The 25,189-nt window shown below is 59.8% G+C and carries 26 protein-coding genes; 11 read left to right on the top strand and 15 right to left on the bottom strand.

All coding sequences use genetic code 11. The features are described 5' to 3' along the window. The first annotated feature begins 46 nt into the window (after positions 1-46). The 6 genes from ACK83U_RS10270 to ACK83U_RS10295 all read left to right on the top strand — a co-directional run bounded on the left by ACK83U_RS10270 (position 47) and on the right by ACK83U_RS10295 (position 6,106). The gene (locus tag ACK83U_RS10270) at positions 47-970 is read left to right on the top strand and encodes an ABC transporter permease subunit (protein WP_112334263.1); all 924 of its coding nucleotides are present in this window, start codon (positions 47-49) and stop codon (positions 968-970) included. Further along, positions 967-1,884: an ABC transporter permease subunit gene (locus ACK83U_RS10275; RefSeq protein ID WP_112604775.1), complete on the top strand. Its 918-nt coding sequence runs from the start codon at positions 967-969 to the stop codon at positions 1,882-1,884. Before ACK83U_RS10270 ends, ACK83U_RS10275 begins: the two co-directional genes overlap by 4 nt. Position 1,885: 1 nt before the next feature. Then, positions 1,886-2,881 carry an ABC transporter ATP-binding protein gene (locus tag ACK83U_RS10280; RefSeq protein ID WP_112604772.1) on the top strand — a complete coding sequence of 332 codons (996 nt, stop codon included), beginning with the start codon at positions 1,886-1,888 and terminating at the stop codon, positions 2,879-2,881. After that, positions 2,874-3,860 carry an ABC transporter ATP-binding protein gene (locus tag ACK83U_RS10285; protein ID WP_112604769.1) on the top strand — a complete coding sequence of 329 codons (987 nt, stop codon included), beginning with the start codon at positions 2,874-2,876 and terminating at the stop codon, positions 3,858-3,860. The genes ACK83U_RS10280 and ACK83U_RS10285 overlap by 8 nt, the downstream gene beginning before the upstream one ends. A 98-nt stretch (positions 3,861-3,958) precedes the next feature. Beyond that, complete coding sequence (locus ACK83U_RS10290) at positions 3,959-4,876, top strand: sugar kinase (RefSeq protein ID WP_112605608.1); 918 nt, start codon at positions 3,959-3,961, stop codon at positions 4,874-4,876. A 123-nt stretch (positions 4,877-4,999) separates the two neighbouring features. Continuing rightward, positions 5,000-6,106 carry a glycosyltransferase family 4 protein gene (locus tag ACK83U_RS10295; protein WP_112604766.1) on the top strand — a complete coding sequence of 369 codons (1,107 nt, stop codon included), beginning with the start codon at positions 5,000-5,002 and terminating at the stop codon, positions 6,104-6,106. A 63-nt stretch (positions 6,107-6,169) separates the two neighbouring features. Here the strand turns inward: ACK83U_RS10295 and ACK83U_RS10300 are convergent, their stop codons facing one another. Then, positions 6,170-7,315, bottom strand: coding sequence for an FkbM family methyltransferase (locus tag ACK83U_RS10300; RefSeq protein WP_412474587.1), 1,146 nt, complete (start codon positions 7,313-7,315; stop codon positions 6,170-6,172). A 525-nt stretch (positions 7,316-7,840) separates the two neighbouring features. Between ACK83U_RS10300 and ACK83U_RS10305 the strand changes: the two genes are divergently transcribed. Continuing rightward, complete coding sequence (locus ACK83U_RS10305; RefSeq protein ID WP_112604760.1) at positions 7,841-8,281, top strand: MarR family winged helix-turn-helix transcriptional regulator; 441 nt, start codon at positions 7,841-7,843, stop codon at positions 8,279-8,281. A 41-nt stretch (positions 8,282-8,322) separates the two neighbouring features. Here the strand turns inward: ACK83U_RS10305 and der are convergent, their stop codons facing one another. The 3 genes from der to ACK83U_RS10320 form a co-directional block, all read right to left on the bottom strand. Further along, the gene (gene der, locus ACK83U_RS10310) at positions 8,323-9,753 is read right to left on the bottom strand and encodes a ribosome biogenesis GTPase Der (protein ID WP_112604757.1); all 1,431 of its coding nucleotides are present in this window, start codon (positions 9,751-9,753) and stop codon (positions 8,323-8,325) included. Positions 9,754-9,764: 11 nt separating this feature from the next. Beyond that, the gene (locus tag ACK83U_RS10315; RefSeq protein ID WP_112334256.1) at positions 9,765-10,448 is read right to left on the bottom strand and encodes a tetratricopeptide repeat protein; all 684 of its coding nucleotides are present in this window, start codon (positions 10,446-10,448) and stop codon (positions 9,765-9,767) included. A gap of 214 nt (positions 10,449-10,662) precedes the next feature. Further along, complete coding sequence (locus ACK83U_RS10320; protein WP_112413571.1) at positions 10,663-11,244, bottom strand: NnrU family protein; 582 nt, start codon at positions 11,242-11,244, stop codon at positions 10,663-10,665. 179 nt (positions 11,245-11,423) lie between these two features. Between ACK83U_RS10320 and ACK83U_RS10325 the strand changes: the two genes are divergently transcribed. After that, positions 11,424-12,404, top strand: a complete 981-nt coding sequence (locus ACK83U_RS10325; protein ID WP_112604755.1) for a polysaccharide deacetylase family protein — start codon at positions 11,424-11,426, stop codon at positions 12,402-12,404. Between the two features lie 238 nt (positions 12,405-12,642). Here the strand turns inward: ACK83U_RS10325 and sbmA are convergent, their stop codons facing one another. Further along, positions 12,643-13,908 carry a peptide antibiotic transporter SbmA gene (gene sbmA, locus ACK83U_RS10330; protein WP_112334253.1) on the bottom strand — a complete coding sequence of 422 codons (1,266 nt, stop codon included), beginning with the start codon at positions 13,906-13,908 and terminating at the stop codon, positions 12,643-12,645. Positions 13,909-14,332: 424 nt separating this feature from the next. Here sbmA and ACK83U_RS10335 point away from each other — a divergent pair, with 424 nt between their 5' ends. Further along, positions 14,333-14,917 (top strand): PadR family transcriptional regulator, encoded by a 585-nt coding sequence (locus ACK83U_RS10335; RefSeq protein WP_112399137.1) that lies wholly within the window; start codon positions 14,333-14,335, stop codon positions 14,915-14,917. Positions 14,918-14,926: 9 nt separating this feature from the next. Here the strand turns inward: ACK83U_RS10335 and map are convergent, their stop codons facing one another. From map to glpK, 10 genes are all read right to left on the bottom strand, one after another. Continuing rightward, positions 14,927-15,679, bottom strand: a complete 753-nt coding sequence (gene map, locus ACK83U_RS10340) for a type I methionyl aminopeptidase (RefSeq protein ID WP_112604752.1) — start codon at positions 15,677-15,679, stop codon at positions 14,927-14,929. Between the two features lie 149 nt (positions 15,680-15,828). Further along, the gene (locus tag ACK83U_RS10345) at positions 15,829-16,341 is read right to left on the bottom strand and encodes a GNAT family N-acetyltransferase (RefSeq protein ID WP_112604749.1); all 513 of its coding nucleotides are present in this window, start codon (positions 16,339-16,341) and stop codon (positions 15,829-15,831) included. 51 nt (positions 16,342-16,392) lie between these two features. Continuing rightward, the gene (locus tag ACK83U_RS10350; protein ID WP_112604746.1) at positions 16,393-16,821 is read right to left on the bottom strand and encodes a DoxX family protein; all 429 of its coding nucleotides are present in this window, start codon (positions 16,819-16,821) and stop codon (positions 16,393-16,395) included. Positions 16,822-16,851: 30 nt separating this feature from the next. Beyond that, positions 16,852-17,322, bottom strand: a complete 471-nt coding sequence (locus tag ACK83U_RS10355) for an SRPBCC family protein (protein WP_112334248.1) — start codon at positions 17,320-17,322, stop codon at positions 16,852-16,854. 99 nt (positions 17,323-17,421) lie between these two features. Beyond that, positions 17,422-18,678, bottom strand: coding sequence for an RNA polymerase sigma factor (locus ACK83U_RS10360; protein ID WP_112604740.1), 1,257 nt, complete (start codon positions 18,676-18,678; stop codon positions 17,422-17,424). Next, on the bottom strand, positions 18,675-19,049 hold the full coding sequence (locus ACK83U_RS10365; RefSeq protein ID WP_015340707.1) for a YciI family protein: 375 nt from the start codon (positions 19,047-19,049) through the stop codon (positions 18,675-18,677). Before ACK83U_RS10365 ends, ACK83U_RS10360 begins: the two co-directional genes overlap by 4 nt. An 80-nt stretch (positions 19,050-19,129) precedes the next feature. Then, a complete protein-coding gene (locus ACK83U_RS10370) occupies positions 19,130-19,588 on the bottom strand; it encodes a hypothetical protein (RefSeq protein ID WP_412474588.1) in 459 nt (152 codons plus the stop codon). Further along, positions 19,588-20,043 carry a S66 peptidase family protein gene (locus ACK83U_RS10375; RefSeq protein ID WP_412474589.1) on the bottom strand — a complete coding sequence of 152 codons (456 nt, stop codon included), beginning with the start codon at positions 20,041-20,043 and terminating at the stop codon, positions 19,588-19,590. Before ACK83U_RS10375 ends, ACK83U_RS10370 begins: the two co-directional genes overlap by 1 nt. A 99-nt stretch (positions 20,044-20,142) precedes the next feature. Next, positions 20,143-20,946: a membrane-anchored protein gene (locus tag ACK83U_RS10380; RefSeq protein WP_112604735.1), complete on the bottom strand. Its 804-nt coding sequence runs from the start codon at positions 20,944-20,946 to the stop codon at positions 20,143-20,145. A 184-nt stretch (positions 20,947-21,130) separates the two neighbouring features. Further along, entirely contained in the window at positions 21,131-22,627 is a 1,497-nt protein-coding gene (glpK, locus tag ACK83U_RS10385; RefSeq protein ID WP_112604732.1) for a glycerol kinase GlpK, read from the bottom strand. 222 nt (positions 22,628-22,849) lie between these two features. On the opposite strand from glpK, the gene ACK83U_RS10390 reads away from it, so the two are divergent. Beyond that, positions 22,850-23,626 (top strand): 3-hydroxybutyrate dehydrogenase, encoded by a 777-nt coding sequence (locus ACK83U_RS10390; protein ID WP_412474590.1) that lies wholly within the window; start codon positions 22,850-22,852, stop codon positions 23,624-23,626. A gap of 71 nt (positions 23,627-23,697) precedes the next feature. Beyond that, positions 23,698-25,164, top strand: coding sequence for a xanthine dehydrogenase small subunit (xdhA, locus tag ACK83U_RS10395; RefSeq protein ID WP_112604726.1), 1,467 nt, complete (start codon positions 23,698-23,700; stop codon positions 25,162-25,164). Positions 25,165-25,189 lie beyond the last annotated feature (25 nt).

Raw genomic sequence — 25,189 nt, forward strand, 5'->3', positions numbered from 1 at the left:
AACAGGCTCCCTCCCGAACACAACCGGGAGGGAGCCGTCTAAGATCATGTTTGGCTACGCTCTCCGTCGTTTGCTGTCGACAATCCCCGTTCTGTGGATTGCCGTGACAGTGTGTTTTTTCATTCTGCGCCTCGCTCCCGGCGGCCCCTTCGATGGCGAAAGGCCATTGCCGCCGGAAGTCAAAGCCAACCTCGCGGCTCACTACAACCTCGACAAGCCCCTGGTTGAGCAATATCTGATCTATGTCGGCGATGTCATGAAGGGCGACCTTGGCCCCTCCTTCGCCAATCAGGACTTCACCGTCACCCAGCAGATCATGTCCGGCTTCCCCTATACGTTGACCATCGGTGGCTCCGCCTTCGTGCTCGCGACTATCGTCGGCGTCTTCATAGGCTGTCTCGGGGCGCTCTATCAGAATCGCGCAGCGGATTACTGGCTGGGCGGCGGCCTCCTCATCGGCTTGGTCATGCCAAGCTTCCTCATCGCCCCCATCCTTCAGCTCATCTTCGGCAATACGCTCGGCTGGCTGCCGGTCGGCGGCTGGGGCGACGGCTCGATCAAGTTCCTGATCCTGCCCATCATCGTCCTGACCCTGCCGCACGCGGCTCGCATCTCTCGCCTGATGCGCGGCTCGATGATCGAAGTGATGGGCCAGAACTTCATTCGCACCGCCAAGGCCAAGGGCATCGGCCCGCGGCTGACGATCATGCGCCACGCGCTGAAGCCCGCCATGATGCCCGTCGTCTCCTATCTCGGACCCGCGGCAAGTTACCTCCTCACCGGCTCGCTGGTGGTCGAAAGCATCTTCGGCCTCCCCGGCGTCGGCCGCTACTTCGTCGGCGCAGCGCTCAACCGCGATTACGGCATGGTCCTCGGAACGGTCGTTTTCTACATGGTCCTGATCGTGGTCCTCAACCTGCTGGTCGACATCGCCTATGCCTGGCTCGACCCGAAAGTGAGAATGCGATGATCCTCAATTCCGCCAAGAGAGAATTGCTGGAAGCGGAATTGCTTTCGGCAGAAGGGCTCGCACCAAAGGGGCGATCCCTCACCGGCGACGCAATGCGTCGTCTCCTGCGCAACAAGGCGGCGGCACTTTCGCTGATCATACTGGCCGCGCTGGTTCTGGTCGCCATATTCGGCCCGTATTTCCTGCCCTTCAACTATGAGGATCCGGACTGGACGTCGTTCCGAGGCGCTCCGGACTTCGCCGCCGGCCACTATTTCGGCACGGACGGCAACGGCCGCGATCTGCTGGCGCGCACGCTCTACGGCACCCGCGTCTCGCTAACGGTCGCACTTGTCGCCACCCTCGTCTCGGTCGTCATCGGCGTGCTCTACGGCGCTGTTGCCGGTTATTTCGGTGGTCGCGTCGATGCAATCATGATGCGCTTCGTCGATATCATGTACGCCCTGCCCTACGTCCTCTTCGTCATCCTGCTAATGGTGATCTTCGGCCGCAACGTCTATCTGCTGTTTGCGGCGATCGGCGCACTCGAATGGCTCACCATGGCCCGTATCGTGCGCGGCCAGACCCTGTCGATCAAGCAGCGGGAATTCATCGAGGCCGCCCGTGCATCGGGGCAGCGATCGTTCAAGATCATCCTGAAACACATCGTGCCGAACCTCGTCGGCCCGGTCGTCATCTACGCCACGCTCACCATCCCGGAAATCATCGCGACGGAGAGCTTCCTCTCCTATCTCGGTTTCGGCGTTCAGGAGCCGCTGACATCGCTCGGCACCCTAATTGCGGAAGGTTCGGCCGGTATGGAGACGACGCCTTGGCTGCTGTTCTTCCCGGCCGGTTTCCTGGTCGCGCTGCTGATGAGCCTGCTCTTCATCGGCGACGGTCTGCGCGACGCATTCGATCCGAAGGATCGCTGACATGACAGAAACACTTCTCGAACTCAAAGACTATTCGATCACCTTCCGCACGCCAGAAGGCGAAGTGGCCGCGGTGTCGAAGATGAACCTCAAGATCGGCCGCGGCGAACGTATCGCCGTCGTCGGCGAGTCTGGCTCCGGCAAGAGCCAGACCTTCCTCGGCCTGATGGGCCTGCTCGCCAAGAACGGCCGCACTAGCGGCCAGGCGCTGCTCGACGGCAAGGATCTGCTGACCCTGAAGCCGCGCGAGCTCGACCATGTGCGCGGCAAGGACATGGCCATGGTCTTCCAGGACCCGATGACCGCGCTTAACCCGTCGCTGCGCATCTCGCGGCAGCTGACGGAGCAGCTGGAAGTCCATGGCGGCCTGACAGCGCGCGCAGCTTCGGCAGCGGCGCTCGATATGCTGAAACGGGTCGGCATCCCTGATCCGACACGCCGCTTCAACCTCTATCCGCATGAGCTTTCGGGCGGCATGCGCCAGCGCATCGTCATCGCCATGGCGCTGCTGACCAAACCGAAGCTCCTCATCGCCGATGAGCCGACGACGGCACTCGACGTGACGATCCAGGCGCAGATCCTCGATCTCTTCAATGAGCTGACGGCGGAAATGCATACGGCGCTCATCATGATCACCCATGACCTCGGTGTCGTCGCCGGCCTCGCCGACCGCGTTGCCGTCATGTATGCCGGCCGCATCGTCGAAGAAGCGCCGGTGGAGGAGCTGTTCGAAAGCCCGGCCCACCCCTATACGGCGGCGCTTCACTCGGCGATCCCGAGGCCGGACCAGGATGTCGACGATCTCACCGTCATCCCCGGACGACCGCCGAACCTGATGCATCTGCCGCGCGGCTGCTCCTTCTCGCCGCGCTGCGCCCATGTACAGGACGACTGTCTGGACGCGGCCCCGCCGCTCGATCCGCTGGCGCCACGCCGTTGCGCGGCCTGCTTCCACCCCCTTTCGGCTGATCAGGAACGGAGCCTCGTCCATGGCTGAGCAAACGCTTCTGAAGGTCGAGCATCTGACGACCGAATTTGAACTACCCTCGAAATCCCTCTTCAAGCCGCCGATGATCCTGACCGCGGTCAACGATGTCAGCTTCGAGCTGAAGACCGGCCGCACGCTCGGCATCGTCGGCGAGTCCGGCTGCGGCAAGTCCACGCTCGGCCGCTCCATCCTGCGGCTGATCAAGGCCCAGAAGGGCCGCATTCTCTGGCAGGGCGGTAACCTGCTCGATCTCACCGAAGAGGAGATGCGCGCCGCGCGGCGCGACATGCAGATCATCTTCCAGGACCCGATCGCCTCGCTCGACCCACGCATGACCGTCGGCGACATCATCGCGGAGCCGCTGACCGTCTTCGAACCGAAACTGAGCCGCGCGCAGCGGCAGGATCGCGTACGCGAGATCATGGCGGCAGTCGGCCTGGTGCCTGAGATGATCAACCGCTACCCGCACGAATTCTCGGGCGGCCAGGCGCAGCGCATCGGCATTGCCCGCGCCGTCATCACCCGGCCGAAGCTCATCATCTGCGATGAGCCGGTCTCAGCGCTGGATGTCTCGATCCAGGGACAGGTCATCACGCTCCTGCGCCGCCTGCGCAAGGAGTTCGGCCTCACCTTGATCTTCATCAGCCACGACCTCTCGGTCGTCCGCCTGATCTCGGACGACGTGCTGGTGCTCTATCTCGGCAAGGTGGTGGAAGCGGGCGAGGCTGCGACGGTCTTCGACCATCCGGCGCATCCCTATACGCAGGCGCTGTTCTCTGCCGCGCCGATCCCCGATCCGAAGCTTGCACGTGGCCGCGAGCGCATCCGCTTGCAGGGCGATCCGCCCTCGCCGCTCAATCCGCCGCCGGGCTGCGTCTTCTCACCCCGCTGCTGGAAGGCGACGGATATCTGCCGCACGAAGATGCCACCGACCGAGCACGTGCGCCCAGGCCAGACGGCGGCTTGCTATCACATGGACCGGCCGTAAAGCAGCGCCAGCAACAGTGGACGGCGGCTGCCGCCGTCCAGCTTGCCCCAGCCGCCGCTTCCGCGTATGCAGCACCAAGGCAAATGCAGGAGGCAGTCTTGGGTGGGCGTTTTCTATCGATCGGCGAATGCATGGTGGAACTGTCGCAGGCCGATGACGGACACCTGCGCAAAGGCTTTGCCGGCGACACCTTCAACACCGCCTGGTATGCCCGAGCCTGCCTGCCTGAGGACTGGGCGATCGATTACTTCACCGCGCTCGGCGACGATGCCATGTCCGACGAGATGATCGCCTTCATGGGCAGGGCCGGCATCGGCACGCAGAGCATCCGCCGCCTTCGCGGCAAGACGCCCGGCCTCTACATGATCAATCTGAAGGACGGCGAACGCTCCTTCAGCTATTGGCGAGACAGCTCTGCCGCCCGCCAGCTTGCGACCGACGGCGATGCGTTACGTGCCGCAATCGAGGCCTCCGACGTCCTTTATTTTTCGGGCATTACACTCGCGATCCTGTCGCGCGAAGATGCCTTCACCTTGCTCGCAGAGCTGCGCCGTGCCAAAGCCGCCGGCAAGCTGGTCGCCTTCGATCCCAATCTGCGCCCTCGCCTCTGGTCCAGCCTGGACGCGATGCATACGATGATCGCCGAGGGAGCGCGTGCAGCGACGCTCGTCATGCCGAGCTTCGATGATGAAGCCGCGCATTTCAGTGACGATTCGATTACCGCCACGATCCGCCGCTATCGGCAATATGGAGCAGTGATGGTCATCGTCAAGAATGGCCCTGATGGCGCGACCATTGGCGACGGCGTTCAGGAGACACTCGTGCCGGCGGTCAAGGTCGTCAAGGTTATCGACACAACCAGCGCCGGCGACAGTTTCAACGGTGCATTTCTGGCGCACTATCTGCAGCACAAAAATGCAATTACCGCCGCCGGCTTCGCAGCCAAGATCGCTGCTAGGGTCATTCAGGAATACGGTGCGCTCGTCTCGCCCGAGAAGCTGAAATCCATCCGCTAGACGCTGTAATATTTCCATCATGGACACCCCCCACAATAGAGTGGGCGCGGGAATCATGTTTGAAACACCGCAATCGCTGGCACCGTCGTCATGAGGATGCGGTGCGGATGGACTGTTTTGGGCATGTTGCAACGCTTGTCAGACATCGATCAAACCACCTGGGCGCAGGCGGCGACACCTGTCGCAGTACCTGAACGGCTACTTATCGTCAGCGATGCCTGGCATCCGCAGGTCAACGGTGTCGTTCGCTCCATCGAGAACACCAACCGCGAACTGACGCGCATGGGCATCGAGGTTTCGATGATCACGCCGGACGGCTTTCGCAACATCCCCTGCCCGACCTACCCAGAGATCCGGCTTTCGATTGCCAGCTATCGCAAGATTGCCGCGAGAATAGAGGCGCTCCGGCCGACTTATGTCCACATTGCCACTGAAGGTCCCCTCGGGCTTACCGCAAGGCGCTGGTGCCTGAGAAATTGCATGCCTTTTTCCACGAGCTATCACACCCGCTTTCCCGAATATGTCGCGGCGCGCCTGCCGATACCGGAAAGCTGGCTCTACGCCTTCGTCAAATGGTTTCACAATGCGGGCTATGGCTGCATGGTGGCGACACCAAGTCTCGCAAACGAACTCAAGATACGCGGCATTCGCAACCTGCTGCCCTGGAGCCGTGGCATCGACTCCTCACTGTTTCGACCGCAGGCCCAGGACGACGCACCCTTCGACCTGCCTCGTCCGATTTTCATGACTGTAGGTCGCGTGGCGCTGGAAAAGAACCTGCCCGCTTTCCTCGACCTCGACCTGCCCGGATCGAAAGTAGTGGTCGGCGATGGCCCCGCGCGGGCGGAGTTGCAGACACTCTATCCGGATGTCCATTTTCTGGGAGCGAAATTCGGTGAGGAATTGGCGCATGCCTATTCGCAGGCGGACGTGTTCGTCTTCCCGTCCAAGACCGACACTTTCGGCAACGCCATTCTGGAAGCATTGGCGAGCGGCGTTCCGGTCGCCGCCTACCCGGTTACCGGCCCCGCGGACATTCTGGGAGGAAACAGGGCGGCTGGCGTCGTGGATGCGGACCTGGCCACCGCCTGCCTCGCCGCGCTCTCATGCTCACGCGAGGCAGCGCGCTCCTTGGCACTCAATTACTCCTGGGAAGCGGCAACAACGCAATTTATCGGCAATGTCCGCATTGCCAATCATCGGGGTCGATTACAAGCCTACAAGGAGTGAACTCCGGGCCGATGATCCACCCGGAATTCGCTTACCGCGTCTCAGTTCGTGTGTCTTCGCGGATCAGCGCGCTGCTCTTACAGCATAGCATAAGCCAGCATGCGGGTTGGATAGCTGGGTCTTGTCCAGCACGATGAAACCCGCATTCAGTAACGGTGCGATAAGCGTCATCTGGTTCTTGTCCTTGGACCACCATTTGTGCCATTCGATGACCATGGCATTGATCGATCCGAAGAGGCCGTGTCTCGCCAGGGTCTCGAAAATCCCGAACTCGGATCCCTCGCAATCCATTTTGATGACCAGATCCATGCCCGCTCTCCGCGCACGCTCCGCAAGCGGTGCGATGACGCCAGCCGCCTCCTTGATATGGATCGTTTCCGGCTTGCCAGAATCTGCTCCCCTTACGGAGATGCCGATCGTTGCATCTGAGCGGACCATGACCTCCATCTGCTCGTCCCTCTCGCCAAGCCCAAATTGGTTTGGCCTGATCTTGGCCGCCACGTTCGGATTTAGCGCGAAATTCTTCAGTGCTCGCGCATGGGGGAGAGCGAAGGGCTCGAATGCATGTATCTCCCGCACCGAAGGGTCTCTCGCCAAAAAGAGCGAGGCAAGACCGGCATTCATGCCGATATCGATGATGATTTTGTCGCGCCCGGTGATGAAATTATATTCGTTGTGAATGAAAATTTCGCTCAGAACCTGGAAATCTTCGGCATTGTTGACATAGAGCCGAGTTCCTGAAAATTCGGCAATTACCTCTTCCGCACCGACGTGAAAAGTGAAGCCATTTTTCTCGAGCACCTTGAAATCATAGATATGTGTATTAAAGAATTGATTGGCAGTGTCAGGCAATACGACATCCGACATGCGCCCGCTCTCTTGATCGATTCGTTTCAGGGGCCGGTGAGCATAAGCGGCGAATGCTCCAACCCCAGTTGAATCGATCCGGAACTCGAAAACATCCTCTTCCGGTACGTCGAACTGCAAGGTCACACCCTTACCAGACCGCACTATATCCGCGCCCGTTAGCTCCCTTCGTATCAATTGACGGGCGCCAAAACCTGCAGTGACATCGATAGAACAACAGACCTCTTTCGATGGCGCGGAGGGGTCAGCATCGATATGAAATTCGACAACATAACGTCCTGGGGACAGGGTGACGTAGGGGCCGTAAAGCACCCATCCCGCCTGTCCCTTCTTGACGGACACGCGTTCATTTCCTTGTACCTTCTCAACCTGCCCGATCGCGGAGTAGAACAAAGTCGGTTTCCTTCTTGGCAACAGAGACAAAAGGCCGTCTCATAGATAACAAGTCCTGCCGGAAGCTCGGTTCCGGCGCGAGATTGATATCTAAGCCTATGTTTGACAAGGATAAATTTTGCCATGGGGAAAGATGGGCGCGTTCCGTCCAAACGGGGCGCTATACGTCCTCGATCATGTCCCTGACCGCTACGCCAGCCTCATCGTCGGCTCAGCGTGGCCGGATCCTGGAGAAAGGCGGCGATCATAGTCCTATCGATGTCTCTCGCCGTTCCTGCTTTCCGTATCTCACACAGAAGAACGCATTCTTGAAAAGCAAATTTCCAGGACATCGGCGATCGTCACGAGAGCAATGGGGATATTGTCCGCTGCGCTGACTTCCTAAAGCAGAAGAAATCCATAGCTCGGGCATAAATTTGGGTGTACAATTATTTATCGCACGATCTACATAAGACCTCTCAGGGAGTTCTTGAGATGACTGACGACCTGTTAAAGCTGGATAACTTCATCTGCTTCGCGCTCTATTCGGCGAACCATGCGATGAACCGGCTCTATAAACCCATGCTGGATGCGCTCAATCTCACCTATCCGCAATATCTCGTCATGGTGACGTTATGGGAAGAAGACGGACAGACCGTCGGCGGCATCGGTGAAAAGCTGTTCCTGGAATCAAGCACGCTGACGCCGCTGTTGAAGCGTCTGGAGGCAGCCGGCTTTATCAAGCGCATTCGCAGCAAGGAAGACGAGCGCCAAGTGTTGATTCAGCTGACCGGCGAAGGCAAGGCGCTGAAGAAGAAGGCGGCAACTGTTCCCCCTTGCATTCTCGATGCCACGGAGCAAACACCCGACGAATTGACACGCTTGAAGAGTGAAATCATCGCTTTGCGCCAGGCGCTCAGCAGGAACGCGGCCTGACCGGATGTACCCTCCCCGACCATCCGGTCGGGTAAGGTGCTTCAGGTTCGCTTCTTCTTGTTTTCGTAAGGATTTTCCGACGTGCGGAAATGGATGCGGATCGGTACGCCGGGCATTGCGAAATCTGCGCGCAGACCGTTGATCAGATAACGCACATAGGACTCAGGCAGAGCATCCGAGCGAGTACACGAGATCATGAAGGCCGGAGGCCGCGCCTTCACCTGCGTCATGTATTTCAGCTTGATGCGGCGGCCGGAAACGGCCGGTGGCGGATGCTGAACCTGCTGCGTCTCGAGCCAGCGGTTGAGGCGCGCGGTCGAGACGCGCTTGTTCCAGACCTTGTCGGTATCGACGATTGCCTGCATGAGGCGGTCAAGCCCCTCGCCCGTCTGGCCGGCAATCGGAATGGCGCGAATGCCGCGTGCCTGCGGCAACAGCCGGTCGGTCTTTTCGCGCAGATCGGCAAGCACGGCCTGACGATCCTCGATCATGTCCCACTTGTTGAAGGCGAGCACGGCGGCGCGCCCCTCGCGGATCACGAGATCGACGATCTGCAGATCCTGCTTCTCGAAGGGAATGGTCGCGTCGAAGACGATGACGACGGTTTCAGCGAAGCGGATCGCGCGCAGCGTGTCGGCGACGGAAAGCTTCTCCAGCTTCTCGATGACCTTCGCCTTGCGGCGCATACCGGCGGTATCGAACATCTTCACGGTACGACCGCGCCAACTCCAGTCGACGGAGATGGAATCGCGGGTAATGCCTGCTTCCGGGCCGGTCAGCAGCCGGTCTTCGCCGAGAAAGCGGTTGATGAGCGTCGACTTGCCGGCATTCGGGCGGCCGACGATCGCAACGCGCAACGGGCGCGTGTCGTCATAGGCCGGTTCTTCGTCGATCTCCTCGCCATCTTCGCCGACTTCCGAGCGCGGAATACTGACATTCGTCTCCGCCTCGTCTTCGTCCTCCGGGAAGGCGCGTTCGGGGCCGATGGCCTCGACGATGGCGTCGCGCAGATCCATCATGCCCTGGCCGTGTTCGGCCGAGATCGGGCAAGGCTCCCCAAGGCCCAACGTATAGGCATCGTAGAAGCCGCTGTCCGAGCCGCGCGCTTCGGATTTATTGGCGACGAGCACGACGGGCCGGCCGCGCTTGCGCAGCATTTCGGCCAAGGTCTTGTCGACATGCGTCAGGCCCATCTTGGCATCGACAACAAAGAGCGTCAGATCGGCTTCATCGATCGCCGCTTCCGTCTGGACGCGCATGCGGCCCTCCAGCGTCTCCTCGCCAGCTTCTTCGAGACCGGCGGTATCGACGATGCGAAAGCGGAGATCGATCAGCTTGGCTTCACCCGGGCGGCGGTCACGCGTGACACCCGGCGTATCGTCGACGAGCGCCAGTTTCTTGCCAACCAGACGGTTGAACAGCGTGGACTTGCCGACATTCGGGCGACCGACGATCGCGACCGTAAAACTCATTGGGCGATCCTTCAGCCTTTTGCGACCGGAGCCTTGCCGGATGCAGTGATGAGATCGAGCAGCATCTGGGCACGGTTGGCAACGTTGCGCGGGCTCTGCGGATCGTCGACGATTGCCTGGAACCACTGCCGGGCCTTGGCGAAATCGCCGGCCTTATAGGCAGCAAGGCCGAGAACGTCGCGCGCCGAATGCCGGAAGGCATCAGCCGGGACGGCAAGTTCCTGCGCTTCGGCGGCGACCTGGTCATAGGTGCCGGTATCGACGAGCAGATAGGCAGCCCGCAGGCGCGCCGCATCGCGGATAACGACGGGAAGGTCCGTCTGCTTGCCGATCGCCGAGAAGGTGGCGATGGCCGCGGCCTTGTCACCCTTCTGCACTTGCAGTGTCGCGGCGCGCAGGCGCGCCAGCACCGGATAGGAACCAGGGCCGTTCTTTTCGATGGCGGCGAATGCGGCGAGCGCCTCATCCGTCTTGTTCTGATCGGCCAGCGTCAGCGCGGCAATGAACTGATCCCCGCCGCTGCCAGCCTGATTGCCGGCCCAATAGCGATAGCCGCTGTAGGCTGCGGTACCGAGAACGACGAGCACCGCAGCACCGATGATGAGCTTGCCGAAACGGCGCCATATGAACCGTAACTGGTCCGAGCGCAGTTCCTCGTTCACCTCACGGATGAAGCTATCGTCATTGAATGCCATTCTCGTCTCCGGCCCAGGCCAAATAGTTCCAACAAGCTTAGGGGTTAGAGCATGATGCCGAAAATTGTGAGCGGTTTTCGGACGACATCATGCTCTAATTCCATGATGCTAGAGCGGATTCAGATTTTAGGTCTATCGGACCTAAAATCATCCGGCTCTAGTGGGGCCTTCTACTCCATTTTGCGGCTTATGTAAGGGGGAATGGTGGAAATCGTCATATAACGAGCGGCGAAACCCCGATAATCCACGCATGAAGCTTCCAAATGATCAAGGCCCAGGCGACCACACCGATGACAACAGCATAGAGATCGTATTTCGCCGAGACGAAGGGGCGCACGGTGATTTCGCCGGCCCGCTCGCGCCGTTTGAACGAAATACGCAGGATCACGCCCCAGGCGAGGAAGGCAGCAAAGAGCAATATGGCAGCACCGTCGCCATTGGAGAGAAGATGCGCCAGCGCCCAGATCTTCACCGAAAGCACCATCGGATGCTTGGTCCTGACCGCGATATGCCCCGCCGGCAGCAGCGAGGCGACAAGACAGATGAGAGCGAACAGCATCAGCAGGATGGTGATGTGGCTCATCCAGAACGGCGGCGACCAGACCGGCGTCATGTCGCGCGCCTGACCGAAGCCGTAAATCAGGACGACCAGAGCTATGACGCTCGCGATCGAATAGGCGCCCTTCCATCCGCCTTCGCCAAGGCTGGCAATCAATGACGTTCGCAAGCCGGGTGTCACGACGCGGATCAGATGGAGGCCGAGAAAAAGAACAATGCCGAGAATGAGCAATGCCATGGATGAAATCCTTTATGGTCTTGTAGTCACATCCTTATCGGCTGCCGTAAAAAAATGCCAGCATCACCGCAGCTTCGCCGCATTTGCGCGAAAGGAAGGAAGCGACCCTGAGCGCGCCATCCGATATCGCCGGATGATCCCTTGTAAGCCGTGCTCGATCCAATTAGTGTCCGGTGCCCATGTTTCGCCTAGCTACCTGTCTCTCCCTCGCCATTTCCTTGGGGCTGCCCGCAGCCGCCCTGGCCGATGGCAAGCCCAAGCAACTGGTCATGATCTCCTTCGATGGCGCTCACGACAATGCGCTTTGGACCAGGAGCCGCGAGATCGCCTCGCGCAACGGCGCACATTTCACCTATTTTCTCTCCTGCACATTCCTCATGAACAAGGCACAGGCAAAAGCCTATCAGGGGCCGAAGCAACGCCCGGGTAAATCGAATGTCGGCTTTGCCAAGAGCGAGGACGATGTGCGCACGCGCATCGCCAACATCTGGGGTGCACACCAGGAAGGTCACGACATCTCAAGTCACGCCTGCGGCCATTTCGACGGCAAGGGCTGGAGTGCCTCCGACTGGAAACAGGAGTTCATGAATGCCCGCATTGCGCTTCGCGACGCCTGGAAGAATGTCGGCCTCGCCGACAAGGAGCCCCAGGGCTGGAAAGACTTCGCCACGAATGACGTCAAGGGATTTCGCGCACCCTATCTTTCCACCAGCGACGGTCTCGTGCCGGCGGAAAAAGAGATGGGCTTTCAGTATGATGCAAGCCTGGTCACCAAAGGCCCTGCCCTGCCGCAGGTGATCGACGGCATCTATCGCTTCGGGCTGCCATTGATCCCAGAAGGCCCCCAGCAGCGCCCGGTCATCGGCATGGACTACAATCTCTATGTCCGCCATTCAAAGGGCGTCGAGGACAAGGCCAATGCCAAGACCTATGAGGACCGCACCTTCGATGCCTTCGAAGCCGCCTTCAACAAGCAATATGACGGCGAGCGCATTCCGCTGCAGCTAGGCTTCCATTTCGTCGAAATGAATGACGGCGCCTATTGGCGCGCCCTCGACCGTTTCGTCAGCGATGTCTGCCACAAACAGGATGTCGCCTGCGTCAGCTATTCCGAGGCAATTCCGCTGATCGCAGCACGCGGCAAGCTACAGCAGGGCTGAGCGGTCGGGCGGAGCGTGCTCGATTTTCGAGATTGGAAGGGAAGGTATCGCCATACGCCATTCGCCCTCGTGGTTCGAGACGGTCCTTCGGGTCTCCTCACCATGAGAGCTCCCTCTGCGCAAGACTGCTATTAAACTGGCTTCACGCGGCAACCTGCACCATCCTCACCCTGAGCTTGCCGAAGGGCGAGGATGGCCCGGATATTTTGACCAATGAAAAGGTCACAACCTTTTGTCGTCAACCATCCGCGTGAACGACACCTGCTTCGCGCTCCAGGTAGCGCTGATCGATCGACGGAAGCGGCTCGTCATCGATCGCTGCCTCAAAGGTCTTGAGACGCTTATGGATCGACAGGAGTTCGATGATCGTCGTCCAGGAATTGACGAGATACTGGAACGAGTTGCTGACTTGGCCGAAGGCTGTCGATATCTGCTGAAATATACCATAGGTGATCACGCCAGCCACGATGGTCGGAACCAGCATGAAGGTAACGAACAGGACGTCGGCCTGAAGGTAGAAATAGCGGGCAACGTTGAAATAAAGATAGTGGAAGTAGATGCGGTAGTAGTTCCGTCTCACATTCGCGAAAAGCTCGTTGACGGTTGCCGGCTGCGCACGATCCTCATGATCCTCGCCGTAAACAAGTTCTTTGCGGTAAGCTGCTTCGACACGCTGGTTCTTGAAGTTTAGGCCGGGCAGCTTGATACCGGCGACTGCCAGCAACACCGTGCCAAAAACAGACCAGAACAGCGCCAGCCAGAAGAGCGAATGCGGAATCTTGCCGATGATAGGGAGTTCCGTGACATAGGTCGAAAGCGCTAACAGGATCGGCAGGAATACGATCAGCGTCATGACCGAGTTGATCAGGCTGATGCCCAGGCCCTCCAGCACGGTGGAAAAGCGCATGGTGTCTTCCTGAACACGCTGGGACGCCCCTTCGATATGGCGCAGCTTCTCCCATTTCGACATATAGAAATTGTTCATCGCCGTCCGCCACCGGAAAATATAGTGGCTGGTGAAGAAGTCCGTCAGGATCGAGACAAACATGCTGAGAAAGACGATCTGCACGAAAGTCAGCATCAGGCCATAGAAATCCCCGACCGTTACATTCGCTTGCTTCGCCAAGGCGTTCTGCAGCGTATCCCCAAACGGCCGGCGCCAATTGTTGATTACCACCGAAATCTGCACGCCGAAGAAGGTGACGAAAATGATAAAGGCAGAGCCCCATATCGACCAGAGCTTCCACGGATTTTCCCGGGCGCGAAGGTGCCACGTCCCGCAGAAAAGAACGATGCAGAGAAAGAAAAAAGCATAGAACCAGAGGTTCCCCCACAACAGGAAATAGCTCAGGTCGTAAGGCTGCTGCCCCTCCGGCGGCATGATGAAACCCAGATGCGTTCCCAGGTCGGAGACGACGGAATACCAGGCCGCGATGCAGAGTAGCGTCCAGACCACCATCGAAGTGAAGAAGAGTTTCGGCTGAGGGAAGAAAGAATGAAACACGACGGTTAGGCTTCCTGTTGGTTCGAACGACCGCAATGGCGTGAATTTGAGGCGAGCCTAGGACAGTTCGCCGGGAGCGGCAACCGCCAGAAGCCTATTCTTACGTAGATGTAATCGCTTATCCCATGATCGTGATGCAGTTGTTCAGCAACGAAATTTCACCCATGGGATGAACTCCTTCCCCCATATGGTCACACTTTCTCCTCCAGCCCATCTCATCCGCAAACCGCCTCTTGCAGAATACTATCTTACGATATATATCTTACGACATGACTAACGATATAAACTCTCACACTTCACAAGGAGAAACGATATGAGAGGTTTCAGAGATCGCATGTTCGGAGATGGCTTTGACATCGTCGAGGCATATATCCTACGACATGGCCGAGGCCGTGAATCACGCGGCGAGCATAGGAGAGACTTCATGAGAGGCTTCAAGGGCGGCATGTTCGGCGGCGGGTTTCGCACCGGCCGCAAGTTCGATGCGGCCGACCTGCAGCTCATCATCCTTGCTTTGCTCTCCGAGCAGCCCCGCCATGGTTATGAACTGATCAAGATCTTCGAGGAGCGTTCCGGCGGCTTCTATGTTCCGAGCCCCGGCGTCATCTATCCGGCGCTGACCTATCTCGAGGAGACGGGCCAGGCCGAAGTCGAGGTCAGCGGCACGAAGAAGCTTTACCGTATCACCGAAAGCGGCCAGAAGCGTGTCGACGACAATCGTGATCTGGTCGAGGTGACCCTCGCCAAGCTCACCGCCATCGGCGAGAAAATGGCCCGCGTTCGCGAGGTCTTCGACGGGGGGGATGAGGACGGTCGCGACAATCCGTTCGATCGCCATGGCAGCGGCGACGTTCATCGCGCTCGCCACCTGCTGCGTTCCGCGCTTCGCTCAAAGTTCCCCTGGAGCAAGGCCGAAGGCGCTCGCATCGCGGCAATCCTCGAGCGCGCCGCCGCTGACATTATCCGCGGCGAAACGAAAAACGAAGACAAGACACAGGCCGACGACTAAGTCGGGACCTCACTTGTCCGACAATGTCAGAATGACAGGTCCGTTGCGGGTGGCAATGATCGTGTGCTCGTACTGAACCGTGGGCGCCTGCGGATCGGCGTAGAGCGTCCAGGCATCATCGCCGCCCTCTGCCCAGATCGCGCCGAGTGAAAGAAACGGTTCGACGGTAAAGACAAGCCCATCCTCAATGATCCGGCTCTCAGAAGGGTCCGCCCAGGTGGAAACCTCCGCGGGCTCCTCGTGCAGGGAGCGGCCAATGCCATGGCTGGCGAGATTGGCGATCAGCGTGTAGCGGTTTTTCTGCGCGAAGGCTCCGACAGCCTGCCCGATCTTCGCAAGCGGCGCACCGCTTTTCACCTGATTGAGGCCGACCCAGAGTGCCCGCTTGCCGTCGCGGCACAAGCGCTCGATCTTCGGCTTGACCGGCGGCACGGTAAAGGATGCGCCGGTATCGGAGAAGAAGCCGTCCTTCTCGGCCGATACATCGAGATTGACCAGATCCCCCGCCTTGATCACGCGTGGACCCGGAATGCCATGCGCTACTTCCTCGTTGACGCTGATGCAGGTCGCGCCGGGGAACTTGTAGACCAGTTCCGGCGCCGATTGCGCGCCGGCATCCTCCAGCACCTTGCGGCCGATAACGTCCAGCTCCAGCGTGGTGATGCCCGGCTCCAGGGCCGAGGCCATGGCCTGCAGCGCGTTGGCGCAGATGCGCCCGATATCCTTGAGCTTGGTCAGTTCTTCTTCGGTCGAAACGATCATCTACGGCTTCCGGCACTCCCGCTCTCTCAGCAGCGGTTCGGCGAGAGGCTCAAGGTGGCTTTCGCCCCTTCCCTCCCGGCAGTCAACGTTTTTCTGAGGTGTTCTCAGGCTTTCTGCCAGATAGCGCGACTTTCCGATTCCGAAAGAGCTCAGGAGCGCGGATCGTCCGACAGCAATGCCCAGCGCTCGTGGTCGCACCAGACGCCGCCGATCTTCAGATATTTCGGCGAGAACCCTTCCTTGCGGAAACCCAGCCGCTTGACCAGCGCGATCGAGAGATGATTGCCCGGTTGGATATTGGCCTCCAGCCGATGCAGGCCGACCGCGTCGAAGGCGTGGGCGACCGCCAGCCGAACGGCCTCGGTCATGAAGCCCTGGCCAGCAAATCCGACCATGCCATGATAGCCGAGAAAGGCGCTGCGGAAGCCGCCCCACACCATCTGGCTGATATTGACGACACCGACAATCCCGCCGGAGCCCGGATCGCGCGCTACGAGGCCTATATTCGGGCCTGTCACCGTCTGGCCGAACCATGCGTCGAAACCGTCGCGATCGAGGAACGGATAGGCCCAGGGCACATGATGGGCGCGGCTGGCGATATTGGCGGCGATCAGCTCGTCCGCATCCGATTGCCTGACAGGCGCGATGATCACTTGCGGCATGGTTCGCTCCGTCCTTGTTCGGGAGCGAGCCTTAGCAAATCGAATCCGAAATCAAAAGCTTCGCTGAAAGAGCGGAATCATTTTCCGAACCGCTTCATAGCGAAGATAAAGTCCGCCCCAGGCGATCATGCCGAGATAAACGCCGAACAGCAGATGCGAGAAGATCGGACTGCCGACCCTCAGATGCGTCGCAATCGCCCCACCGAGCAGACCTGTCAGCAGGATTGCGCCGAGGACCGACGTTCTCGGGATCGCATAGAGGATGGCGCAACCGAGCGTGATGACGCCAAGCAGCCGGGCGAGCGCCGGATCGGCCGAATAACCAAGCCCCGCCATCGTCTCCGTCACCACCGGCAGCGGAACGAGCTTGATCACGCCATCGAACAGCAGGAAGGCAATGACCAGTCCGCTAAGGATCGTGCCCGCCACGCGCTGAGCCCGCGTGACCGAAGGCAAAGATGAATCGACTGCATAAGACATTGTCGTATCCCCCGGAATTGAATCAGAAATTCAGATTCTGGCTGCCAGTGCCGCGAGCTGCTCGGCGCACTGGCCCCATCCCTGATGGAAGCCCATCTTCTCATGCGCTTCGCGATCTTCAGCCGACCAATGCAGGACAGTCGCGGTGTAACGGGTCTTGCCGCCACCGAGATCGTCGAGTTGGATCGTCACCACCATGAAAGGCTTGGCCGACGGCACCCAGGCGCTGGCGAAGGCGTCGGTGAAGACGATCCGCTCATTCGGAACGACTTCCAGATAAACGCCGTTGCCCGGATAATCCTCCCCCTCGGGGCTGCGCATGGTAATCGAGCTTGAGCCCCCGGCTCGAACGTCGACGCTGGCGGCCGACACTGTCCATGGCAGCGGCGCGAACCATTGCTTCAGAAGCTCCACTTCGGTCCAACAACGGAAAATCTTCTCGCGCGGCGCATCGATGACGCGGGTCAGGGAAAGCTCGTGGCGCTGGGGCTGCTCAGTCATGTCTTGTTTCTCCCTGCTGTTTGACGCGGCCTGTTCGGCCTATACCTTAATGACGTTCGAGACTGCCGTTTGCCGACAGCACAGACGTAAATTTTTTGATTATTTTGCAGCCGCAAGAGCATCCGCGCTCAGACGATCGAGCTGATAACGAATATGAGCTGCTTCAGCGGGAGAACGGGCGAGCGCGATCGCCCTGTCGAAGGCGACGCGTGCCTCCTGCGAACGGCCCAGTTGTGCAAGCAGGCCACCCCTGACGCCATGAAAGTAGAAATAGCTGTCGAGCTGTGCTTCCAGCGTCGCGATCAGCGTCAGAGCGGCCTCCGGCCCATTGAGCTTCGAGAGCGCAACCGACCGATTGAGCGTGACGACGGGAGAAGGCGTCAGCCGCTCCAGCATCTGGTAGAGAAGGTCGATCTCTTCCCAGTCCGTATCCTCAGCCCGCTTTGCCCGGGAATGCAGCGCTGCGATTGCCGCCTGAACCTGATAGGGGCCGGGCCGGCGATGGCGGATCGCCTTGTCGAGGAGGGCCAGCGCCTCATCAATTGACGTGCGATCCCAGAGCAAACGATCCTGATCTTCCAGAAGGACGATCTGTCCATTGGCATCGAACCGCGCCGCCTTGCGCGATTGCTGCAGGAGCATCAGCGCCAGCAGCGCCATGGTTTCCGGCTCGGAGGGAAAGATCCGCAACAGCAGCCGGCCAAGCCGGATCGCCTCGTCGGCGAAGGCGGCCGCCTCGCGATGCGTTCCGCCGGCCGAATAGCCTTCGTTGTAGATGAGGTAGATCATGGCGCTGACGAGCGTCAGCCTTTCGCTCCGCTCCACCGCGCCCGGCGTCTCAAAGGGAACACCTGCTGCGGCGACGCGCGCCTTAGCCCTTGTAATGCGCTGCTCCATCGCGCTTTCGCTGACGAGGAAGGCGCGGGCAATCTGCTGCACCGAAAGGCCGGAAACGATGCGCAACGCCAACGCGATCTGTTGCGTTGCCGGCAGATCCGGATGGCAGCAGATGAACAGCAGCCGGAGAATATCGTCGCGATATCCCGAGCCATCGAGCCGCTCGGCCAGATCGCTCTCCACATCACTCGTATCGGAGATCGCCTCCTCATCCGGCAGGCTCTGCAATTTGGCCTTCTTTCGCACGGTATCGATACCGCTATTGCGGCCGACGAAAATCAGCCAGGCGACGGGATCGCGCGGCGGTCCCTTATCGGGCCAGGTCTTCAAGGCCCTGAGGCAGGCCTCCTGAAAGGCCTCCTCGGCGGTATCGAGATTGCGGAAATAGCGCAAGAGCGCGCCCATCACCTGTGGCCGGGCATTGGTAAGCGCGATATCGATCCAGGCAATGTCGGTCATGTTGCAACAGCTCCCGGCCGAAAGACGTAAAGCGGACGGATTTCATAGGAGCCGACGCCGGGATTGGCCGCGGCAAGCTCCTTCGAAAAACCGATGGCTTCGTCGAGGGTTTCGAAATCGACCACGTAGAAACCGAGCAACTGCTCCTTCGTTTCTGCAAAGGGACCGTCGATCACGATCGGCTCGTTCTTGCCCTTGCGCAGGGTCGTTGCTGCCGTCGTCGGCATCAGCCGTGCCACGGGCCCCAGCTTGCCAGCCTTTGCCAGCGGCTCCTGCACGGCAATCAACCGTGCCATTGTCGCGTCTTCCTGTTCCTTAGACCAGGCAAACACGGTGTCTTCGTCGTTGTAGCATAGGATCGCGTAAAGCATTGAGATTCCCTTCTCCCTTTAAAGACGAAGGAATATCACCTGCACCGACAGGCTACGTCAAAAAAATATGGAAGAGGGCGTCAGGTGTTTCCGCACCGGATCGCCAGGATACCGGCCTTGGCATCAAGCTCCGCAATGGCTCCGATAAAAGCGCTTGCCGGGCGATCGCCGTGCCCGAGCGGCAAGCCGCCAAGGATCGGCACCTTCAGTTCGGCCAGATGTTCGCGCAGAATATCGATCACCGAATAAGAGCGATCGAACTCGAAGTTAGTAAACTGGCCGATTGCGACCCCCAGCAGGCCGTACAGATGCCCCGCCTTTCGCAGCATGGTCATCTGCCGGTCCACCTGGCCGGGGTACAGACCGATGGCCTCAAGCAGCAGGATGGCACCGTGCATATCCGGCAACGCCCAGCCGGCCGACGCCGCCACCATATCGAGATTGCCGCCAATCAGCCGACCCTCGGCCGTTCCGCTTGTCGTCAATCGCGATGTCGGCTCTTCCGGGCGCGCGGCGATGACGACATCCTCGGTTGTCATCAATGCCTGACGCAACGCGTCATGCGTATAGGAACTGACACCATCTTCATTCGGCCCCATGGAAAATGCCCGTGAATGCCGACCTGATGACAATGTTTCAGCAGGCTCAAATGCAATGCTGTGATGTCGCTGAAGCCGATAACGAACTTCGGATCACGTCGAACTGCAGCAAAATCTACTTGATCAGCAATGCGGTATGATCCTTTGCCGCCACGCGTGGTGAAGATCGCCCGAACTTTGGGATCGCGAAATGCAGCGTTGAGATCCGCCAGCCGCTCCTCATCGGTACCGGCAAGATAACTCCACTTGCTAAAGGCATGTTCGCCGAAATCGACGTTCAGCCCCCAGCCTTTCAGGATTTCGGCATGCCTCAGAACCATATCTCTGTCGGGCGAACTTGCGGGCGAGACAAAGCGCACCTTGTCGCCCGGCCGTAGTGGCGGCGGCATCAGCATTGGACTGACCTCTGCGCAATCGAGTGATTCTAAGCTGCGATCTTGGCACGGAATCACGACCAACGTCAGCCGCAGATTGACCGTTGGCGAGCCCTTATCTCAAGAATTGATGACGGCCGCAGCCGTTAGCGGTGCCGGCCGCTTGCCCTGGGCATCGGCTTCCACCGTCCGGCCGGCCCCCGTTTTGCCCTTCCATAAAGGTAGACCGATCGATTGCGACACGGCTGGGTCGCTTGTAAATACCGGATAGCCGCGCTCGAGAAGCCGCTCGAGAACCTCTCGGTCCTTGCGCACATGCAGCCGCGCCAGATTTTCCTGATTATAGACGTGCCCGCCGGAATCGGGATTGATGCCGGTGATGATGACTTCGGTCGCGCCGTTATAGATCGCGAAGAGCACGGCATTTATACCGTTCGAGCATTTGTCGTCCGCACCGAGCTCGCTGCATTTCACCCCGCCGACGCGGTCGAGCAGCGCCATGCGCTTGTAGCGATCGACGATCTCCAGCTTGTCGTAGCTGTAATTGAACTTCCGCAACCCCTCTTCCAGCCGCTCGCGCTCCTTCCGCCAGAGCAGGACGTAGAGCATCTTGGTCCGTTCGCCGTTCAAAACGCGGCGCACCTCGACGGCATTGGTGTTCGTGCCTTCGATCTGGTTGAACTGGACGAGCGTCACGTCGGGCGCCTCGATCCCCCAGGCCTTCGTCACCATCTGCGAACCGTTGATGGTGATAACCTTGAAGCTTTCATCGAAATCCACCGGCTTGTTCGAAACCGGCGCCGAGCCGACCACCAGAACAGGCCCATCGAACCGCTCGGCGAGCATCGGCGGCTTCGGCCGGGTCAGATGATATTTGATCTGCCGATAGTAATGTTTTTTCAGTTCAGAAAATTGAGCAGCCATTATTCGCTTTATCGTCTCTCGAGAAGGCGTCCGCCCTTAAAAGGCGCGGTCCGGCGAAACGTGGCCCGCAATCTTCCCCGAGCCACGAACAAGACGAGTATCGCTGCGCGCACTTATATAAGCAAAATAAAGAAATCTTACACGGCATAACCTGGGGTGAGCAGTCGATGAGTACCGATCACCTCTACCGTGTACTCAAGGTGCGCGAGACCGCGTTCTTCCAGCCTTTGAGCTTCGCATTTCGGGTCTTGGCGTCCATATCAGGCTCGAAGCGCTTGTCGCGTGCCCAGGCCTTGGCGAAACCGGCGCGATCCGGCCAGACGCCGGCGCGGCTGCCAGCAAGCCAGGCGGCGCCCAGCGCGGTCGTCTCGAGGATCGTCGGGCGATCGACCGGTGCGTCCAGCAGATCGGCAAGCCGCTGCATGGTCCAGTCGGAGGCGACCATGCCCCCGTCGACGCGCAATACTGTCCCTTCCCCGTTGCCGTTGCGCCAATCCCTATGCATGGCATCCAGGAGATCGCGCGACTGATAGCAGACGGCCTCCAGCGCCGCTCGGACGATTTCCTCAGGTCCGGTATTGCGCGTCAGCCCGAAGATCGCGCCGCGCGCATCCGGGTCCCAATGCGGTGCGCCGAGGCCGGTAAAGGCCGGCACCAGATAGACCTCCTGCAGCGGATCGGCTTTGGCCGCCAGTTCGCCGGAATCCGAAGCGCGCTGGATGGCCTTCAGCCCATCGCGCAGCCACTGTACCGCAGCGCCAGCAATGAAGATCGAGCCTTCGAGGGCATAGGTCGTCTCGCCATTCAGCCGATAGGCGATGGTGGTCAAAAGGCGATTCTTCGAGCGCACCATGTCCGCGCCGGTGTTGAGCAACGCGAAGCAGCCGGTGCCATAGGTGGATTTCATCATGCCGCGTTCGAAGCAAGCCTGGCCGATCGTCGCCGCCTGCTGATCGCCGGCAACGCCGAGGATTGGGATTGCAGCCCCGAAATGCGTGGCCTCCGTGACGCCGAAATCAGCGGCACAATCCTTCACTTCAGGCAGCATGGCAGCGGGAACACGCAGGATATCCAGCAGCTCCTCGTCCCATTCGTTCGCGCCGATATTATACATCAGCGTCCGCGAGGCATTGGTGGCGTCGGTGACGAAGCTCCTGCCGCCAGTCAGACGCCAGATCAGGAAAGTATCGACGGTGCCGAAGCAAAGCTCGCCCTTGGCGGCGCGGGCACGCGCGCCCTTCACGTTGGAGAGCAGCCAGGACAGTTTGGTGCCGGAGAAATAAGGGTCGAGCAGCAGGCCCGTGCGGCGAGTGAATAGCTTTTCTAGGTCCTGGCGCTTGAGCTTTTCGCAATAACCCGCCGTGCGGCGATCCTGCCACACGATGGCATTATGGATTGGCTTGCCGGTCTCGCGCTCCCATACGACGACGGTCTCGCGCTGATTGGTGATGCCAAGTGCGGCAATATCCTTGGCGGTGATGCCGGCAGCCTCGATCGCCTTGCGGACGGTGACGAGGACGGAGGACCAGATTTCTTCCGGATCGTGCTCCACCCAGCCGGGCTTCGGATAATACTGGGTGAATTCCTTCTGTCCGACGCCGGCAACCTTCATCTTGCCGTCGAAAACGATAGCCCGCGTCGACGTCGTTCCCTGATCGATCGCCAAGACATAACCGCTCATGCATTCCTCCCGCCTGTTGCATCCCGAAGCAACAGATACGCGAGCAAAACGAATGTGAAAAGAAAGCAAAACGAAATTTTTTCGCTGAAGGCTACACTTTCCGGTTCACGGCATCGTGGCCAAAGGGCTGGCAGCATTACGATTGCCATATCCGCGGGTTTGGGACTAGGCTGAAACGGTTTTGCACTGCAGCAGGAAGCTGCGTTGTCCAAGGAGAAGATCATGGCAAGAACAGTTGTCGTCACCGGTTCCACAAGCGGTATCGGCCTCGCCATCGCGGCCGCCTTCGCCGCCAAGGGCGATAACGTCGTCATCAACGGCTTCGGAAAGCCCGAGGAAATCGATGCGATCAAGGCGAAGCTCGAAGCTTCCGGCGGCGGCAAGGTGATCTATCATCCGGCTGACATGACGAAGCCCGCCGAGATCGCCGATCTGATCGCGACTGCCAACTCCACCTTCGGCAGCGTCGATGTTCTCGTCAACAATGCCGGTGTCCAGCATGTGGAGAAAATCGAGGATTTCCCGATCGAGAAATGGGATCAGATCATCGCGATCAATCTCTCCAGTTCCTTCCACACCATCCGCGCCGCCATTCCGCTGATGAAGGCGAAGAAATACGGGCGCATCATCAACATTGCCTCGGCGCACGGCTTGGTCGCCTCGCCCTTCAAATCCGCCTATGTCGCGGCAAAACATGGTATATTAGGCCTGACCAAGACCGCAGCGCTCGAGCTTGCCGAATTCGGCGTGACGGTGAACGCCATTTGCCCTGGCTACGTCCTGACCCCGCTTGTGGAAAAGCAGATCCCGGACACGGCCAAGGCACGCGGCATGACCGAGGAGCAGGTCAAGAACGAAGTCATCCTCAAGGCCCAGCCCACGCATGAGTTCGTCAAGGCCGAGGAAATCGGTGCCCTGTCGCTCTACCTTGCGAGCGACGAGGCGCGCCAGGTGACCGGCACGCATGTCTCGATTGACGGTGGCTGGACCGCGGAATAACCATTGACGGTTAGGGCCGGATTCGCGTGAGCGCCTCCGGCCCCGCAAAATGGACAATAAACGGGAACGACATGAGCGACAGCATCCGCTTTATCCTCAACGGCGAGGATATCATTCTATCCAGCCTGCGCCCCACCGAGACGCTGCTCGACTTTCTGCGTCTCAACCGGCGGCTGACGGGAACGAAGGAAGGATGCGCCGAGGGCGATTGCGGCGCCTGCACGGTGCTTGTGGGACGGCTGATCGATGGCGGGCTGTACTATGAATCCGTCAATGCCTGCATCCGTTTCGTCGGCTCGCTGCATGCGACCCACGTCGTCACAGTCGAGCATCTTGCAGCTCAAAATGGCACGCTTCACCCTGTGCAGCAGGCGCTGGTCGATTGCCACGGCTCGCAATGCGGTTTCTGCACGCCGGGCTTCGTCATGTCGCTCTATGGCCTCTGGCTGACGACGGAAAAGCCGAGCCGGGCGCAGATCGAAAAGTCGCTGCAGGGCAATCTCTGTCGTTGCACAGGCTACGAACCGATCGTCAAGGCCGCCGAACAGGTCAGCCAGAAGCGGCCGAGCGCGCTCTTCGACCCGCTCGAAAAGACCAGGGCCGATATCATCGCCCGCCTCTGGGCAATGCAGGGTGGCGATACCATCGAGATTTCCGAGGGCGAGGATCGCCTCATCGTGCCCGGTTCAGTATCGGCACTGGCGCAGGTGCTTGCCGACGAGCCGACCGCGACCGTCGTTGCCGGCTCGACCGATGTCGGCCTCTGGGTAACCAAGCAGATGCGCCGGCTGAACCCGGTCGTCTTCATCAACCATCTGACCGATCTGCAGAAAATTACCGTTGAAGATGCAGGTCTGACCATCGGCGCCGGCGTCACCTACAGCCGCGCCTTTGCTGTTATCGCCGAAAAGATCCCCGCTTTTGCCAACCTCATCAACCGTATCGGCGGCGAGCAGGTGCGCAACATGGGCACGATCGGCGGCAATATCGCCAACGGCTCGCCGATCGGCGACACGCCGCCGCCGCTGATCGCCCTCGGCGCAACGGTCAAGCTGCGCTCGGCGGCGGGGGCGCGCAGCCTGCCGCTCGAAGATTTTTTCATCGATTACGGCAAGCAGGACCGCAATCCCGGCGAGTTCGTCGAGAGCATCTTCGTGCCCTATCCGGCCAAGGATGCGCATTTCGCCGTCTACAAGATCTCCAAGCGCCGCGACGAGGATATTTCGGCCGCCTGCGGCGCCTTCCATCTGTCACTGGATTCAGCCGGTAATGTCGCAGATATCAGCATCGCCTTCGGCGGCATGGCCGGTACGCCGAAGCGCGCTCGCACGGTCGAGGCGGAATTGATCGGTAAGCCGTGGACGGAAGCAACCGTTATGGCCGCACGCAACGCCTTCGACGCCGATTACACGCCGCTCACCGATTGGCGCGCCTCGGCCGAGTATCGCCAGCTGACCGCCAAGAACCTTCTCATCCGCTTCTATCTTGAGACATCAGGCGCGCCGCAGGAATTGAGACGCTTCGAGGTGCTGGCATGATGACGGATTTCGGGTTTATTCGACC

Source organism: Rhizobium sp. WW22 (assembly GCF_047041135.1).
Lineage (GTDB): Bacteria > Pseudomonadota > Alphaproteobacteria > Rhizobiales > Rhizobiaceae > Rhizobium.

Coding starts and splice junctions, on each gene's coding strand:
- der (WP_112604757.1), bottom strand. CDS start 9,753: ATGAGTTTTACGGTCGCGATCGTCGGTCGCCCGAATGTCGGCAAGTCC.
- ACK83U_RS10275 (WP_112604775.1), top strand. CDS start 967: ATGATCCTCAATTCCGCCAAGAGAGAATTGCTGGAAGCGGAATTGCTT.
- ACK83U_RS10380 (WP_112604735.1), bottom strand. CDS start 20,946: ATGGCTGCTCAATTTTCTGAACTGAAAAAACATTACTATCGGCAGATC.
- ACK83U_RS10370 (WP_412474588.1), bottom strand. CDS start 19,588: ATGACAACCGAGGATGTCGTCATCGCCGCGCGCCCGGAAGAGCCGACA.
- map (WP_112604752.1), bottom strand. CDS start 15,679: ATGATCGTTTCGACCGAAGAAGAACTGACCAAGCTCAAGGATATCGGG.
- ACK83U_RS10365 (WP_015340707.1), bottom strand. CDS start 19,049: ATGCTTTACGCGATCCTATGCTACAACGACGAAGACACCGTGTTTGCC.
- ACK83U_RS10320 (WP_112413571.1), bottom strand. CDS start 11,244: ATGGCATTGCTCATTCTCGGCATTGTTCTTTTTCTCGGCCTCCATCTG.
- ACK83U_RS10390 (WP_412474590.1), top strand. CDS start 22,850: ATGGCAAGAACAGTTGTCGTCACCGGTTCCACAAGCGGTATCGGCCTC.
- glpK (WP_112604732.1), bottom strand. CDS start 22,627: ATGAGCGGTTATGTCTTGGCGATCGATCAGGGAACGACGTCGACGCGG.
- xdhA (WP_112604726.1), top strand. CDS start 23,698: ATGAGCGACAGCATCCGCTTTATCCTCAACGGCGAGGATATCATTCTA.
- ACK83U_RS10355 (WP_112334248.1), bottom strand. CDS start 17,322: ATGACTGAGCAGCCCCAGCGCCACGAGCTTTCCCTGACCCGCGTCATC.
- ACK83U_RS10350 (WP_112604746.1), bottom strand. CDS start 16,821: ATGTCTTATGCAGTCGATTCATCTTTGCCTTCGGTCACGCGGGCTCAG.
- ACK83U_RS10315 (WP_112334256.1), bottom strand. CDS start 10,448: ATGGCATTCAATGACGATAGCTTCATCCGTGAGGTGAACGAGGAACTG.
- ACK83U_RS10325 (WP_112604755.1), top strand. CDS start 11,424: ATGTTTCGCCTAGCTACCTGTCTCTCCCTCGCCATTTCCTTGGGGCTG.
- ACK83U_RS10375 (WP_412474589.1), bottom strand. CDS start 20,043: ATGCTGATGCCGCCGCCACTACGGCCGGGCGACAAGGTGCGCTTTGTC.
- ACK83U_RS10345 (WP_112604749.1), bottom strand. CDS start 16,341: ATGCCGCAAGTGATCATCGCGCCTGTCAGGCAATCGGATGCGGACGAG.
- ACK83U_RS10285 (WP_112604769.1), top strand. CDS start 2,874: ATGGCTGAGCAAACGCTTCTGAAGGTCGAGCATCTGACGACCGAATTT.
- ACK83U_RS10280 (WP_112604772.1), top strand. CDS start 1,886: ATGACAGAAACACTTCTCGAACTCAAAGACTATTCGATCACCTTCCGC.
- ACK83U_RS10335 (WP_112399137.1), top strand. CDS start 14,333: ATGAGAGGCTTCAAGGGCGGCATGTTCGGCGGCGGGTTTCGCACCGGC.
- ACK83U_RS10305 (WP_112604760.1), top strand. CDS start 7,841: ATGACTGACGACCTGTTAAAGCTGGATAACTTCATCTGCTTCGCGCTC.
- ACK83U_RS10295 (WP_112604766.1), top strand. CDS start 5,000: ATGTTGCAACGCTTGTCAGACATCGATCAAACCACCTGGGCGCAGGCG.
- ACK83U_RS10360 (WP_112604740.1), bottom strand. CDS start 18,678: ATGACCGACATTGCCTGGATCGATATCGCGCTTACCAATGCCCGGCCA.
- ACK83U_RS10270 (WP_112334263.1), top strand. CDS start 47: ATGTTTGGCTACGCTCTCCGTCGTTTGCTGTCGACAATCCCCGTTCTG.